Annotated in this window: 14 protein-coding genes; 10 read left to right on the top strand and 4 right to left on the bottom strand. The window is 66.2% G+C overall.

Annotation, left to right across the window (positions count from 1 at the left end):
• Nucleotides 1-9 precede the first annotated feature (9 nt).
• A complete protein-coding gene (locus B0I08_RS17715; RefSeq protein ID WP_181243271.1) occupies nucleotides 10-159 on the bottom strand; it encodes a hypothetical protein in 150 nt (49 codons plus the stop codon).
• Between B0I08_RS17715 and B0I08_RS06240 the strand changes: the two genes are divergently transcribed.
• From B0I08_RS06240 to B0I08_RS06270, 7 genes are all read left to right on the top strand, one after another.
• Nucleotides 158-1,249 carry a BMP family lipoprotein gene (locus B0I08_RS06240; RefSeq protein WP_106210957.1) on the top strand — a complete coding sequence of 364 codons (1,092 nt, stop codon included), beginning with the start codon at nucleotides 158-160 and terminating at the stop codon, nucleotides 1,247-1,249. The two genes, B0I08_RS17715 and B0I08_RS06240, sit on opposite strands and share 2 nt — an antisense overlap.
• Before the next feature lie 151 nt (nucleotides 1,250-1,400).
• Nucleotides 1,401-2,483 (top strand): BMP family lipoprotein, encoded by a 1,083-nt coding sequence (locus tag B0I08_RS06245; RefSeq protein ID WP_106211581.1) that lies wholly within the window; start codon nucleotides 1,401-1,403, stop codon nucleotides 2,481-2,483.
• A gap of 147 nt (nucleotides 2,484-2,630) precedes the next feature.
• Nucleotides 2,631-4,151: an ABC transporter ATP-binding protein gene (locus B0I08_RS06250; protein ID WP_106210959.1), complete on the top strand. Its 1,521-nt coding sequence runs from the start codon at nucleotides 2,631-2,633 to the stop codon at nucleotides 4,149-4,151.
• Nucleotides 4,148-5,497 carry an ABC transporter permease gene (locus tag B0I08_RS06255; protein ID WP_106210961.1) on the top strand — a complete coding sequence of 450 codons (1,350 nt, stop codon included), beginning with the start codon at nucleotides 4,148-4,150 and terminating at the stop codon, nucleotides 5,495-5,497. Before B0I08_RS06250 ends, B0I08_RS06255 begins: the two co-directional genes overlap by 4 nt.
• Complete coding sequence (locus B0I08_RS06260; protein ID WP_219905621.1) at nucleotides 5,494-6,777, top strand: ABC transporter permease; 1,284 nt, start codon at nucleotides 5,494-5,496, stop codon at nucleotides 6,775-6,777. Before B0I08_RS06255 ends, B0I08_RS06260 begins: the two co-directional genes overlap by 4 nt.
• Before the next feature lie 14 nt (nucleotides 6,778-6,791).
• On the top strand, nucleotides 6,792-7,220 hold the full coding sequence (locus B0I08_RS06265) for a cytidine deaminase (protein ID WP_281260198.1): 429 nt from the start codon (nucleotides 6,792-6,794) through the stop codon (nucleotides 7,218-7,220).
• 125 nt (nucleotides 7,221-7,345) lie between these two features.
• Nucleotides 7,346-8,641, top strand: a complete 1,296-nt coding sequence (locus tag B0I08_RS06270; protein ID WP_106210965.1) for a thymidine phosphorylase — start codon at nucleotides 7,346-7,348, stop codon at nucleotides 8,639-8,641.
• A 668-nt stretch (nucleotides 8,642-9,309) separates the two neighbouring features.
• Here the strand turns inward: B0I08_RS06270 and B0I08_RS06275 are convergent.
• Nucleotides 9,310-10,221, bottom strand: a complete 912-nt coding sequence (locus B0I08_RS06275; RefSeq protein ID WP_106210967.1) for a hypothetical protein — start codon at nucleotides 10,219-10,221, stop codon at nucleotides 9,310-9,312.
• A 90-nt stretch (nucleotides 10,222-10,311) separates the two neighbouring features.
• A complete protein-coding gene (uriH, locus tag B0I08_RS06280) occupies nucleotides 10,312-11,256 on the bottom strand; it encodes a uridine-preferring nucleoside hydrolase UriH (RefSeq protein ID WP_106211585.1) in 945 nt (314 codons plus the stop codon).
• A 146-nt stretch (nucleotides 11,257-11,402) separates the two neighbouring features.
• Here uriH and B0I08_RS06285 point away from each other — a divergent pair, with 146 nt between their 5' ends.
• From B0I08_RS06285 to B0I08_RS06295, 3 genes are read left to right on the top strand one after another with little or no spacing between them, the layout of a single operon-like run.
• Entirely contained in the window at nucleotides 11,403-12,524 is a 1,122-nt protein-coding gene (locus B0I08_RS06285) for an adenosine deaminase (protein WP_106210969.1), read from the top strand.
• Nucleotides 12,525-12,971, top strand: coding sequence for a PTS sugar transporter subunit IIA (locus tag B0I08_RS06290; protein ID WP_106210971.1), 447 nt, complete (start codon nucleotides 12,525-12,527; stop codon nucleotides 12,969-12,971).
• On the top strand, nucleotides 12,968-13,240 hold the full coding sequence (locus tag B0I08_RS06295) for a PTS sugar transporter subunit IIB (protein WP_106210973.1): 273 nt from the start codon (nucleotides 12,968-12,970) through the stop codon (nucleotides 13,238-13,240). The genes B0I08_RS06290 and B0I08_RS06295 overlap by 4 nt, the downstream gene beginning before the upstream one ends.
• Here B0I08_RS06295 and B0I08_RS17720 read toward each other — a convergent pair.
• Nucleotides 13,215-14,636 carry a hypothetical protein gene (locus B0I08_RS17720; protein WP_181243273.1) on the bottom strand — a complete coding sequence of 474 codons (1,422 nt, stop codon included), beginning with the start codon at nucleotides 14,634-14,636 and terminating at the stop codon, nucleotides 13,215-13,217. The two genes, B0I08_RS06295 and B0I08_RS17720, sit on opposite strands and share 26 nt — an antisense overlap.
• Nucleotides 14,637-14,710 lie beyond the last annotated feature (74 nt).

Raw genomic sequence — 14,710 nt, forward strand, 5'->3', positions numbered from 1 at the left:
ACGCACAGGTCACAACACCGTAACGAACGCTTCCGCCGGGGTAATTGGCCCCTGTGGGAGAAGCGTCATCTCGATAACGTCGAAGTGGTCGGCAACCCGGACGGGTGCCGGCTCGATGTCGGCAAGCGCCGACGCCCTACCGAGGAGAGCGACAGCCATGTCGACACCGTTGATTCTGCGTTCCGTGTCCCGCTCCTCGCCGCTGAGACTCCTCGCCGTCGGAGCTGCTGCCGCCCTGCTCCTGGCCGGGTGCGCGGCTGCGCCGGTGGAAGACACCGACGCCGCGGCATCCGACTTCTGCGCCCGAATGGTGACCAACTCTGGAGGCCTCGAGGACCGTTCCTTCAACCAGTCAAGCTGGGAGGGACTGGATGCCGCCTCCGCCGAGTACGGCATCGACGCCGAGGTACTCGTCTCGAGTTCCGAGACGGACCTCGGCCCCAACGTTGAGCAGGCGGCCGCCTCCGGGTGTGGCTTTGTGCTGACCGTGGGCTACGAGCTCGCCACCGCGACCGAGGAGCAGGCGGCGCTGAACCCCGACGTCGACTTCGCCATCGTCGACGAGGTCGTGACGGGCGACAACATCAAGCCGATCGTTTTCGACACGGCGCAGGCGGCGTACCTGGCCGGCTACCTCGCCGCGGGCGTCACCAAGACCGGCGTTGTCGCGACCTTCGGCGGAGGCAACCAGCCTCCGGTGACCCTGTTTATGGACGGATTCGTCGACGGGGTTGCGAAGTACAACGAGGTGCACGGAACCGCCGTCGTCGCTCTGGGCTGGGACAAGCAGGCGCAGGATGGCTCGTTCACCGGCGACTTCGAAGACCTGAACAAGGGCAAGGTGCTGGCGCAGGGACTCATCGACCAGGGGGCCGACGTCATTCTTCCCGTTGCCGGGCAGGTGGGGGAGGGCGCGGCAGCTGCGGCGCTCGACGCCGGAAACGTGTCCATCATCTGGGTGGACAACGACGGATACGACACCCTGCCGGCGGACTACCGGCCCCTGCTGTTGACGTCGGTACTGAAAAACACCGCTGATGCGGTTGGCGAAATCGTGAAGTCAAGCATGGACGACGAATTCGACAGCGCCGCGTTTGTGGGCACGCTGGAGAACGGCGGAGTAGACATCGCCCCGTTCCACGACCTCGCTGCGTTGGTCAGTTCCGACCTCGCCGCTGAGGTAGACGCACTGCGTGAAGACATCGTGTCCGGCACCATTACGGTCACGTCGCAGAGCACACCTGAGTAAACATACATTTCCGCCATATTTCCGGCCCGTCGCTGATTGGTAACTCTTCTGCTGCGGAGGCCGTTTTGGGCGGAGCGTTGCTCAACGTTGGGTAACGTGGACGAAATTGGGTCCCGGGCGTTTCGCGCTGGGCATCACCTTGGAGGACATTTTGAGCATCACTTCACGGAAGGCCACGCTCAGCGGCCTTGCACTCATCGGCACGAGCGCGCTGCTGCTCGCCGGTTGCGCAGCAGCACCCGAGGAAGACGACACCGCAGCCGAGGGCAGCGACTTCCTTCCCTGTATGGTCTCCGACTCGGGTGGATTCGACGACAAGTCGTTCAACCAGCTCGGCTTCGAGGGTCTGAAGGCAGCGTCCGACGAGCTCGGCGTGGAGCCGACCACCGTCGAGTCCAACGCCGAGACGGACTTCGCCCCGAACATCCAGAGCCTCGTCGACAAGGGTTGCGACATCATCGTCACGGTTGGCTTCGCGCTGTCCGCCGCGACCCTTGAGGCAGCAGAGGCCAACCCCGAGGTCGAGTTCGCGCTCATCGACGACGCGGCAGACGCCGACTTCGACGGTGCTCCTGACTTCACCAACACCAAGCCGATCGTGTTCGACACCTCGCAGGCAGCGTTCCTCGCCGGCTACGCGGCCGCGAGCTACTCGACCACGGGCATCGTCGGCACCTTCGGCGGCATGGAATTCCCGACCGTCACGATCTTCATGGAGGGCTACGCCGACGGCGTCACCTACTACAACGAGCAGAACGGCACCGACGTCCAGACCATCGGACTGACCACCTTCACCGGTGGCTTCGAGGCGAACGACACCGCGAAGACCACGGCTGCGAACCTCATTGAGCAGGGCGCTGACGTGCTCCTGCCCGTTGGTGGCCCGATCTACCAGAGCGCGGGCGCCGCGATCGTTGACTCCGGCAAGACCGTCGCCCTCCTGGGTGCGGACGCCGACGTCTTCGAGACCGACCCGACCTACTCCGACCTGTACTTCACGTCGGTGCTGAAGGGAATCAGCTCGGCTGTCTCCGCCGTTGTCTCTGACGCCGCCGCTGGCGACTTCAGCAACGAGGCGTACATCGGAAACCTCGAGAACGACGGAGTCGGCCTCGCGCCGTTCCACGAATTCGAGGACCTCGTTGACCCCGAGCTGCAGGCCACGCTCGACGACCTCGCGGAGCAGATCATCGCGGGCGACATCACGGTGGAGTCCTACCTCAACGCGGGCTAATACCCGTTGAACGTAAGGTCGGGAAGGCCAGTTACTCTGGTCTTCCCGACCTTTTTCTGTTACTCCCGAACACCGACTCCCGAACAACCCACTTACCCCTACAAACTCGAAACATCCACGCAATGACGCTCGGATAGATTGTGAAACATGAAGCTCGAACTTCGCGGGATCACCAAGCGCTTCGGCGCCCTGGTTGCCAACGACCACATCGACCTGACGATCGAAGCGGGAGAGATTCACTGCCTCCTCGGTGAGAACGGCGCGGGAAAATCCACCCTGATGAACGTCCTCTACGGCCTGTACCAGGCTGAGGAGGGCGAGATCCTTCTCGACGACGTTGTGCAGCATTTTGCCGGTCCGGGGGATGCCATGGGCGCGGGTATAGGCATGGTGCACCAGCACTTCATGCTCATCCCCGTTTTCACCGTTGCTGAGAACGTCATGCTCGGCCACGAGGAGACCGGGTTCGCCGGCCGACTCAACCTGGCCAGCGCGCGCGCCCGGGTGCGCGAGATCTCCGCCCGATTCGGGTTCGACGTCGACCCCGATGCCCTCGTTGAGGATCTCCCGGTGGGAGTGCAGCAGCGCGTCGAGATCATCAAGGCGCTCTCGCGTGACGCCAAGGTTCTCGTCTTCGACGAGCCCACCGCCGTGCTCACCCCGCAGGAGACCGACGAGCTGATGGTGATCATGAAGCAGCTGAAGGCTGCGGGCACCTCCATCGTCTTCATCACTCACAAGCTCCGCGAGGTGCGCGAGGTTGCGGACCGCATCACCGTGATCCGCCTCGGCAAGGTCGTGGGCGAGGCCGATCCAAAGGCGTCCAACGCCGAGATGGCCTCCCTGATGGTGGGCCGTTCGGTCGAGCTGACCGTGCAGAAGTCGCCGGCGGCGCCGGGAGCTGCGGCGCTCGTCGTCTCGAACCTCTCCGTGATCGACGCGCGCAACCAGGTCGTGGTGAACTCCGTCAGCTTCGAGGTGCACGCCGGTGAGATCCTCGCGATCGCCGGAGTGCAGGGCAACGGACAGACGGAACTCACCGAGGCGCTGCTCGGCCTGCAGCAGCGGGTATCGGGCGAGGTCACCCTCGACGGGCGCTCGCTGATCGGTCGCAACGTGCGCCAGGTGCTCAACGCCGGGGTCGGCTTCGTTCCGGAGGACCGCAAGGAAGATGGGCTTGTCGCAGAGTTCACCATCGCCGAGAACCTGATGCTCGACCGCTCCGACACGACACCCTTCGTTCGCGGCGGCACCCTGCAGCTCAAGTACCTCGCCGAGTTCGCCGAGACGAAGATCGGCGAGTTCGATATCCGTGCGCAGGGCATCACGACCCACGTCGGCCGTCTCTCCGGCGGAAACCAGCAGAAAGTGGTGCTCGCCCGCGAGCTCAGCCGTGACCTGCGCCTCTTCGTTGCGGCACAGCCCACCCGTGGTCTTGACGTTGGCTCGATCGAGTTTGTGCACACGCGCATCGTCGAGACCCGCGATGCGGGAATCCCGGTGATCGTGGTGTCGACCGAACTGGACGAGGTCGCGGCGCTGGCAGACAGAATTGCGGTCATGTACCGCGGAACGATCGTCGGAATCGTACCCGGGAACACCCCGCGCGAGATCCTCGGCCTGATGATGGCGGGCGAATTGCCCGCGGGAAGCGGTGTTGCCGCATGAGCGACAGCCAGATACCCAGCAGGGGACCCCTCCCCGAGCCCCTCGAGGTCTCACAGATTCCTCCGTCGGAGCTGGCTCCGGAGGTCAAGCCCGAGGAGGAGTCGCGCAGCTCCGCGCTGCTGCGCGAGATCACCACCAGCAATGCGCTGCTGTCGGTGCTCGCCGTTGTACTGGCCCTCGTCGCCGGTGCCATCCTGATCGCGTTCACCGACGAGGACGTGCAGGCCTCCGCCGGGTACTTCTTCTCCCGACCCTCCGATCTGTTGACGGCCGCGTGGGAGGCCGTTTCCGGTGCGTACTCGTCCCTGTTCCAGGGCGCGATCTACAACTTCCGGGCCGACAACTTCCAGGCAGGCATCCGCCCGCTGACCGAGACGCTTACCTTCGCCACACCGCTGATCGCTGCCGGGCTCGGTGTCGCGCTCAGCTTCCGCGTGGGGCTGTTCAACATCGGTGCGCGCGGCCAGATGCTCGTTGCTTCTGCTGCGGCGGGGTACGTCGGGTTCGCATGGGAGTTGCCCACCGGCATCCACCTCATCGTCGCCGTCCTCGCCGGCATCCTCGCCGGTGCGCTCTGGGGAGGAATTGTCGGTCTGCTCAAGGCCCGCACCGGCGCCCACGAGGTGATCGTGACGATCATGCTCAACTACATCGCGTTCTACCTGATCTCGTTTATGCTCCGCACTCCCGGACTGTTGCAGGCGCCGGGGTCGAACAACCCGAAATCGCCCGCGATGCTGCCGACCGCGGTTCTGCCCGACCTGCTCGGCCCGCGGTACAACCTGCACCTCGGGTTCCTGGTGGTGCTCGTGGCGACCGTGTACGTCTGGTACCTGCTCAACCGGTCCAGCCTCGGCTTCCAGTTTCGAGCGGTCGGAGAGAACCCGAACGCCGCACGCGTCGCCGGTATCAAGGTCAAGAACATGTACCTCTACGCGATGCTCCTCGCGGGTGGACTGGCCGGTCTCGCCGGCGTCAACCAGGTTCTCGGAACCGTCACCACCGGGTTCTCCTCCGGCATCGACGCGGGAATCGGGTTCGACGCGATCACGGTCGCGCTGCTCGGGGGATCGACCCCGTGGGGCGTCTTCTTCGCCGGAATCCTCTTCGGAGCGTTCAAGGCCGGAGGCTTCGCCATGCAGGCGGGGCAGGGAATCCCGATCGACATCATCGTCGTCGTGCAGTCGCTCATCGTCTTGTTCATCGCGGCCCCGCCCCTCGTGCGCAGCGTGTTCCACCTGCCCGCGCCCGGCACCAAGCGCCGCTCGGGCAGAGGCAAGTCCGGCAAGTCCGGCACGGGCACGTCCGCTAAGCCCACCAAGTCCGCGAAGGCAGTGAACCAGTGACCACGGTGACCCATACTCCCCACTCCACTCCGGAGCCGCTCGAAATCGTTCGCGCGAAGAGCTGGAAGGTGCCGATCACGCTCGGCGTGTTCGTCGTCATCGCGATCCTGCTGTTTGTGGTGCTCGGACGTGACGGCACGAGCCTGTTCCGCCTGTCGACCGCGGCGGACGTCATCCAGATCCCCGAGATTCCGATCCCCACCCGCGAGGCGTGTGCGGTCATCGTCGTTCTCCTTGCGATCCTCGCGGCGCTGAGTGCGTACCTCGTGCAGAGCGGCCGGCGCGTGCCGATCGCCCTGATCGCCGGATTCGCGCTGCTGTTTCTTCTCGCGTTCCTCATCTGGGCCTCAGCCGGAGCGACCCTGCCGGTCACGGCCCTGCTGGTCGGAACCATCGGCCTCAGCGTCCCGCTGATCTTCGGTGCCCTCGGCGGTGTGCTCTCGGAGCGGGTCGGCGTGGTCAACATCGCCATCGAAGGACAGCTGCTCGCCGGCGCCTTCACCTCCGCGATTATTGCGTCGGTCACGGGGCAACCGCTGCTCGGGCTCGTCGGCGCCATGGTCGCCGGAACCCTCGTATCGTTCGTGCTCGCCGCCTTCTCGATCAAGTACATCGTCGACCAGACGATCGTCGGCGTGGTGCTCAACGTGCTGGTGCTCGGCCTGACCAACTTCTTCTACTCGAAGGTGCTCAGCCCGAACGCGGAGCTGTTGAACTCGCCGCCGCGATTCGAACGCATCAACATTCCGGTCCTCAGTCAGATCCCCATCATCGGACCGGTGCTGTTCCGCCAGACGATCATCGTGTACCTCATGTACATCGCTGTCGCGGCCGTGTACTTCGCCCTGTTCCACACCAAGTGGGGACTTCGCGTGCGTTCCGTCGGCGAGCACCCGCAGGCCGCGGACACCGTGGGCATCAACGTCAACGGCACCCGGTTCTGGACGGTATCGCTCGCGGGCGCGCTGGCCGGTCTCGGCGGCGCTTTCCTGACCCTCGGTTCGGTGGGAGCCTTCAACAAGGAAATGACCGCCGGGGCCGGGTTCATCGCGCTTGCCGCCGTCATCTTCGGCCGTTGGGATCCGATCCGTGCCACCTTTGCTGCCCTGCTGTTCGGCTTCGCGTCGAACCTGCAGAACGTGCTCGGGATCATCGGTTCTCCCGTACCCAGCGAGTTCATGCTGATGCTTCCGTACCTCGTCACGATCTTCGCCGTCGCCGGTGTCGTCGGCCAGGTGCGGGGCCCGGCCGCCGCCGGCAAACCGTACATCAAGTCATGAGTGAGGCTGTGAACGTGAATTCTGCACAAGCGGAGACGACTGACGCGATTGACTGGGATTCGCTGCGCGCTGTCGCCCTCGAAGCGATGGGGAAGGCGTACGTTCCCTACTCGCACTTTCCGGTCGGGGTCGCCGCCATCGTCGATGACGGGCGGGTCATCTCCGGGTGCAACGTGGAGAACGCGTCCTACGGCCTGACCCTGTGCGCCGAATGCGCACTCGTGTCGAGCCTGCACATGACCGGCGGCGGGCGTCTCGTGGCGTTCACCTGCGTCGACGGTAAGGGCGGCGCGCTGATGCCCTGCGGTCGCTGCCGCCAACTTCTGTTCGAGCACTCCGCTCCGGGCATGCTACTGGAGACGGTGTCCGGAATCCGCACCATCGACGAGGTCATCCCCGATGCGTTCGGCCCCCGCACGCTTGAGGAGTACCGCGAGCCGTAGGCAGCACCAGCGGCACCACCGCACCCCGGGCTGCCTGCCTCTCGTGGGCTCGGCCCCGCGGCATCCCGCAGCACAGCACCACCCCATCTCGACACCCGCACCACCCAGCAACGAAACTTGGACCCATGGCAATCGAACCTTTTGACGTCGTCGACCTCATCCACACGAAGCGCGATCGGGGTGCCCTGAGCACCGCCCAGATCGATTGGATGGTGGATGCCTACACGCGTGGGTACATCGCTGAGGAACAGATGGCGGCCATGACCATGGCGATCTTCCTCAACGGTATGGAGCGCAGCGAAATCCGTGACCTCACCCTCGCGATGATCGCCAGCGGCGAGCGGATGAACTTCGACGGCCTGAGCAAGCGCACCACCGACAAGCACTCCACCGGCGGCGTCGGCGACAAGATCACCCTTCCGCTCGCGCCGCTGGTCGCGTCGTTCGGGGTGGCTGTTCCGCAGCTGTCCGGCCGGGGGCTCGGCCACACGGGCGGAACACTCGACAAGCTGGAGAGCATCCCGGGCTGGCGCGCGTCGCTCAGCAATGAGGAGTTCTACTCGCAGCTCGAGAACGTCGGCGCCGTCATCTGCGCGGCGGGATCCGGCCTCGCACCCGCCGACGGCAAGCTCTACTCGCTGCGTGACATCACCGGAACCGTCGAGTCAATCCCGCTGATCGCCTCCTCGATCATGAGTAAGAAGATCGCCGAGGGCACCGCAGCCCTGGTGCTCGACGTGAAATTCGGCTCGGGCGCGTTCCTCCAGGACATCAACCGCGGCCGTGAACTCGCCGAGACGATGGTGCAGCTCGGTCGCGACGCTGGAGTCGCGACATCCGCTCTCCTCACCAACATGAACGTGCCACTCGGTCTCGCCATCGGCAACGCGAATGAGGTGCGCGAGTCGCTGGAGGTGTTGGCAGGCGGTGGGCCAGCGGATGTCACGGAGCTGACCATCGCCCTCGCCCGAGAAATGCTGACCCTCGCCGGAAAGCCGGATGCCGACGTAGAGGCCGCGCTCAAGGACGGCCGCGCCATGGACACCTGGCGTGCAATGATCTCCGCGCAGGGCGGGGACCCGGCCGCCGCGCTGCCGGTCGCGCGCGAGACCCACGTGGTGACGGCGTCGCGCTCGGGAGTGCTCGTCGACCAGAAGGCACTACCCTTCGGTATCGCTGCCTGGCGCCTCGGAGCGGGACGCGCCCGCAAGCAGGATCCCGTGCAGCACGCCGCGGGCATCGACCTGCACGCGAAGCCCGGCGACACGGTAACTGAGGGGCAGCCGCTGTTCACGATGTCTGCCGACGAGCCGGAGCGTTTCGAGCGCGCACTCGAGGCGCTCGAGGGCGCCTACCGCATCGGCGACGCGGGCGACGAGGTCTTCACCGGCGGCCCACTGATCGCCGACCGCATCGGCTAGCGCGCCAGTCAGGTAGCAGCAGCCGCAGCGGTAGCGATACCGCGTAGGTTAGCGCGGCAGAGTCGGGTTGCCGCATCCGGGAGGCCCGGTTGCCGACACTCCTTTGCCGTTCCAGTGTCATGATCTGTCGGGTCTCGGGTCGGAGCCCAGCATGCACCGCGCCGAAGTGTCACGTTCGGTCGTTGCACAGCCGCCCGCATCCGACCTCTGCGACGAAGTGACGCGTATGGTCGCAACTTTTTCGTGAACTACGACAAATCGCGTCACTTCAGCCGGACCGATCGACAAATCGCGACACGTCAGCCGGACCGATCGACAAGTCTTGACACGTCAGCCGGACCGTCTGACAAGTCTTGACACCTCGCCGAGACCGAATCGACCGTTCGTGCCACCTCGGCCGTACTCGTCGACCAAGTGGCCCCGTCGAGCACGAGTCAATCGACGAAACGTGACACTTGAGGGGACTAGATCTCTGGGACACGAGACCGCGCCGAGTGAACTCCGCAGTGACGACCGATCGGCGATACCGCTCAATCCGCGAGGCCAGCGGGTTCGCAATTTCGGCCTGTCCGCGAGGCCAGTCGGCGCCTGCGTGAGGGCGATCCATGTCGCCAATCGCGCCGCGAGCGAAGCAATCCCCGACACCGGCCCTTTTGCGACACCAGCCTTTAGCGACGCCAGCCCTTGCTCTCGAACAGTCGTGTCATCTGCGCGATAAGGTCTGACGAGTCGCGCAGGTCGGCCTTGGAGCCACGCGTGCTGTGCCAGCCGTTCTCCTCCAGTTTGCGCACCCGAGCGATGTCCTTCTGCCACTGGCGTTCCTCGGTGCGGTGGTGGTCGCCCTCGTAGTCGAAGACCTCGTGATACTGCTCGAACACGAGATCGGGCATCGCCAGGAACTCGCCAGTATTGGTGAAAAGTTCGACGTTCGGCAGTGCGAGAGGAAGCCCGGCCTCGGCGAAGCGGTATCGAAACTGCGACTCCGGAGGCGAATCCGCGCGGTCGGTGAGGTGCGGGAGAGCTCGGCTCGCGTTGATAACACCGCGCCGACCGCGGGCCCGATCAACCGCTTCCGCGAGCTGGTCGCGCGTTGAGAGGGGGTGGCGTCGCCACAGGAGAAAGTCGCCAAGCACGATGAGCTCTTCAGTTGACACTCCCTTCGCGAGGTCGACCCAGGTGCGGGCGGCCGAGGTGAGCGGGATGTCCCGGACACGCACGACCTCGGATGGGCCGAGTGCTAGCTTGTGCCCGCGAACGCCGTGGCCGCGGAGTGAGCGAAGCGGAGGTGGGGTTGCGATATGGAGTCGCTGGTCCGAATCGAACCTCGCGGGTAGGGGAAATCCCAGAAGTCGGGCCGCCGTGAGGTGGGAGAACGACGCGTCTGGCGGTATCCGCGTGGCGTAGGCCCGGCACAGAAGGTCCAACGTCAGGTTCGTAGCGCTCGGTACGCGGACTCCCCAATACGGACGGTCGAGATCCCGCCGCCGGAGCCGCTCGCGGGAGAGCCCGGAGTCGATGGCGAAGCGGGTCGAGAAGGGCTCAGAACCGAACGGCTCGGGCAGCGGAACCAGTCGTGGCATCCACCGATCATGGTTCGGCAGCCCGGCCCCGGCGCTGCGCGCGAGCAGATCTGTGCACCGCTGACTCCAGTGCGCGATTGTGCACGACCCCTACGCGGGGTCGCCGATGCGCTCCAGGGCGTCGACGACCAGCGCCCAGAACTTCGGCGCGTCCAGGGCGGTCGCGACCTGCGTGGTGCAGTCGGCGGGGGCAGGGCTGCGAAAATCCGCGACCGTCATGCCGACGGTGAGCGTGCCGGTCAGTTCGACGTCCAGCGGAACCTTTTGCACGGTGAGAACCGTCGGATCGATGACGTAGGCGACCGCGCAGGGGTCGTGCACCGGAGGATGGTCGAAGCCCTGCGCGTCTCTGTAGGCATGCGCGAAGAAGTCCATCAGTTCGCCCACGAACCGTGCGGGCGCGGTGCCGACCGCGGCGATGGCGGCCAGCACTTCGGGCGTAGCGAGGGCTTGGTGCGTGACATCCAACCCCACCATCGTTAATGGCCAGCGCTCGTTGAACACAATGTGGGCCGCTTCCGGGTCGATCACGATGTTGAACTCGGACGTGGCACTCCAGTTGCCGACCGCGTAGCCGCCGCCCATGAGTACCACCTCGCGCACGCGCTCAGCGATCCGCGGCTCCTTGCGCACGGCCAGGGCGAGGTTGGTGAGCGCGCCGGTGGGCACGAGGGTGATCGTTCCCGGTTCGTTGTCCATGATCGTGTCGATAATGAGGTCGACGGCGTGCCGTGGGTCGAGGCGGATGTCGGGTTCCGGCAGCTCCGGCCCGTCGAGCCCCGACTCTCCATGAATGCTCGCGGCGGTCTCGAGCTTTCGCACGAGCGGGCGGTGGGCTCCGCGGGCGAACGGAACCCCGGTGATGCCCGCCACCCGCGCAATCGACAGGGCGTTGCGAGTAACCTTGTCGATGCTCTGGTTGCCGTAGACGGTGGTGATGGCGACGAGTTCGACGCTCGGGTTTCCGTGCGCGAGCAGCAGTGCCACGGCGTCATCGTGGCCGGGGTCGCAATCGAGGATGATGCGGGTCGTCATGCGCTCGAGGCTACCGTGGCGCTCGGGCCACCGGTGGCATGGATTCGGAGCTTCAAGTGAGTCCCAGCCAGCGTCGAGCAACCCCGCATCCATCGTCCAGCCGGCTCGCAGACGGAACCTCTTCTACGACGGGTAGAATTCTGAGAATGAGCACCGTTGATCAGGACTACCAGCTGCCGGGCGGGGGCGCCAACATCACCGCGCTTCCCAAAATCTCCCTCCACGATCATCTTGACGGGGGACTGCGTCCGCAGACGATCATCGAACTGGCGGATGACATCGGCTTCGCGCTTCCCGCCAGCGAAGCGAACGCGCTCGGCACCTGGTTCGCCGAGAAGAGCGACTCCGGTTCGCTCGTCGAGTACCTGAAGACCTTCGACCTCACCACGGCGGTGATGCAGACCGAGGCGGGGCTCACCCGCGTCGCCCGCGAGTTCGTGCAGGACCTCGCCGCCGACGGCGTCATCTACGGCGAGATTCGCTGGGCGCCCGAGCAGCATCTCGCTCGCGGACTCACGCTCGACCAGACCGTGGAGGCCGTGCAGGCGGGTCTCGACGCGGGCGTGGACGACGTGCAATCCGCCGGCAAGACCATTCGCGTCGGCCAGCTGGTCAGCGCGATGCGGCATGCCGACCGCGGGTTGGAGATCGCCGAGCTGGCGGTCCGCCACCGTGACGCCGGAGTGGTCGGTTTCGACATCGCCGGCGCCGAGGCCGGATTCCCGGCCGGCAAGCTCCGGGAGGCGTTCGACTACCTCGCAAAGAACTTCTTTCCCGCCACCGTCCACGCCGGCGAGGCCGACGGCCTGGAGAGCATCCGCGGCGCCCTCTTCGACGGCCGGGCATTGCGCCTCGGTCACGGTGTGCGCATCGCCGAAGACCTCGTGCTTGAGAGCGAAGACGGCGACAACTCGTACGTCTCGCTCGGCCCGGTAGCCCAGTGGGTCAAGGACCGCGAGATCGCGCTCGAGCTCAGCCCGCAGTCGAACCTGCAGACCGGCGCGATTGCCCAGTGGGGCAACGACCTGATCGACCACCCCTTCGACATCCTCTACCAGCTCGGATTCACGGTGACCGTCAACACCGACAACCGCCTGATGAGCAACACCTCGCTGAGCAAGGAACTCTTTTTGCTCAGCGAGGCATTCGGATATGACCTCACCGACTTCGAGGTGTTCCAGCTCAACGCCGCGTCCGCTGCGTTTTTGTCGCTCGAAGAGCGCGAAGACCTGGCCGACCAGATTACGGAAGGCTTCGGGCGCGCATAGATGCCACTTCCCCAGCTCACCGAAGAGTCCGTCGTCATCGGCGCGAAGGCCGAAGACTGGCGTGCTGCCGTCCGCGAAGCCGGCGCTGCGCTGACGCGTTCCGGCGCCACCCTACCGGCCTACGCGGAGGAGATGGTGCGCATGATTGATGAGCACGGCCCGTACGTGGTCATCGCTCCGGGCCTGGCTCTCGCGCACGCGCGTCCCGGCCCCGCCGTGCTGGCTAACGGTCTCGCCGTGGTCACACTCGCGACGCCGGTGAACTTCGGACACCCCCACAATGACCCGGTTTCGGTGATCCTCGGCCTCGCCGTCGCCGACGCGGAGGCCCACCTCGCGTCAGTGGCCGAGCTTGCGAACATATTCAACGACGAGGGTGCCATTCCGGCGCTCGCCGCGGCAGACAGTGTCGAAGAAGTCCAGCGCATCATGGGGGTCCAGCTGTGAAGATCGTAGCTATTTGCGGTGCGGGCATCGGTTCCAGCGCGATCCTGAAGGTGAACGCCGAACGCGTGTTGGCCCGGCTGGGCATCGAAGCGGATGTCACGGCCGCCGACATCGCGTCGGTTCAGACCGTCGCGACCGACGCACAGGTGATCCTCACGAGCGCCGAGTTCGTCGATGCCATCGGCAAAACCTTCGCCGACATCGTCGTGATCGAAAACTATTTCGACGCCAACGAGCTGATGGTCAAGCTGGAAGAGGCGCTGGGCTAGCGTCTGGGTCTGGGTCTGGGTCTGGGGCCGGGTCTGGGCCTCGGTCTGGGCGTCGGTCTGGGACCGAGGCTGAGGCTGAGCCCTGGTCTGGGGCCTCGCCTGGGTCCGGGTGCGGTTTCTGATCCGGGCCGAGGGCGGCACGCACGCCCCAGAATGCGAGCAGGCCGCTGGCCGGGGCGAGACCGATACCCATCGTCATGCCGATGACGGCCACGTACGCAAAGCCGGCGCCGAGAGCCAGGGCGAGGGCGGTTGCAATTCGGCTGCCCCGGGACATCCGCTGGCCTGATTTTTCGAGCATCAGCCAGGCGACCGTGCCGGTCCAGATCATCGCGGCGACGGCGAGAACGGGCAGCAGGCTGAAGAACAGCACGCCATCGGGATTCGCGCCGAGCGTCAGGGCCACGCCGACAGCGGCGACGAGCACGGAAGACGCGGCCGCCGCCGCCCGGAGCGCACGATTCCAGGTCGCCTGCCGCGTGGTGAGCAGGATCGTGGCGCACCAGAGCAGCGGGATCGCCGCAAGCTGCGCCGCGCCGCCCGCCGCGCCGAGGACGGTGGTCGCCTCCGGCTGGCCGGCGAAGCCCACACTCGCCAGCAGCGCGCCGCCCCAGATCGCGACGGTTGATGCGAGGGATGCCACGGCGAGCGTGGTGGCGCGCTGACGAGCGACCGCGCGGCGCTCATGCTCGTGCCGGTGTTCGTGAGCGTGCTCGTGCGCGTGCGCGTGCTGGTGCTGGTGCTCGTGCTGGTGCCAAGGCTCCTCGCTCCGATGCTCAGAGCGGTGTGGCGGCTCTGACGGCGTGGACGGCGATGGTGCCGCCCCCGCACGTTCATCGGCGCGGGGGAGCACTACCGCGAGCACGAGAACAGCGGTGGCAACGAGCGGTTGCATTATCGGGGTCAGCCCGCCGACGAGCGCCGTGATGGCCACGGGAATCGCGGCGCCGGTGGAGCCGAGTGCCCGCAGCAGCGGCGCGGCGGGGCGCGGTCCGATGAGGTAGCCCGCGGTGGCGAGTGCGATGAGCAGCAGCGCCAAGGCCACCAGTGCGAACGGGATGCTCAGGGTGGCGAAGAGGCTGAGGGCTCGCCCGGCATCCGCCTCATCGAACCCAACGGACCATGCCGCCCCGGCCAGCGCGCCGAAGACGAAGCCGAGCCCCGTCGTGCACAGCAGCGCAGCACGCGCCACTGCGGTGCCCCGGAGCACCGGACGCAGCAGGGACAGTGCGGCCGCGACGATCAATGTCGGCGCGATCACCGAGCCCACGACGAGGATCGCGATCGTCGCTTCCGACCTGTACGGGCCCATCACGAACGCAACCGTGAACGCGATCGAGACCACCAACGCCGTTGCGCTGAGGGGAATGGCCCGACTCTGCTGCGTTTTGCTCATGCCCCAGTGAAGCAGCCGCGTGCGACACGCGCGTCAGCCCGGAGGATGAGCCGCAGCGCCATCTTCTGGGCATG

Source organism: Glaciihabitans tibetensis (genome assembly GCF_003003265.1).
Taxonomy (GTDB): Bacteria; Actinomycetota; Actinomycetes; order Actinomycetales; family Microbacteriaceae; genus Glaciihabitans; species Glaciihabitans tibetensis.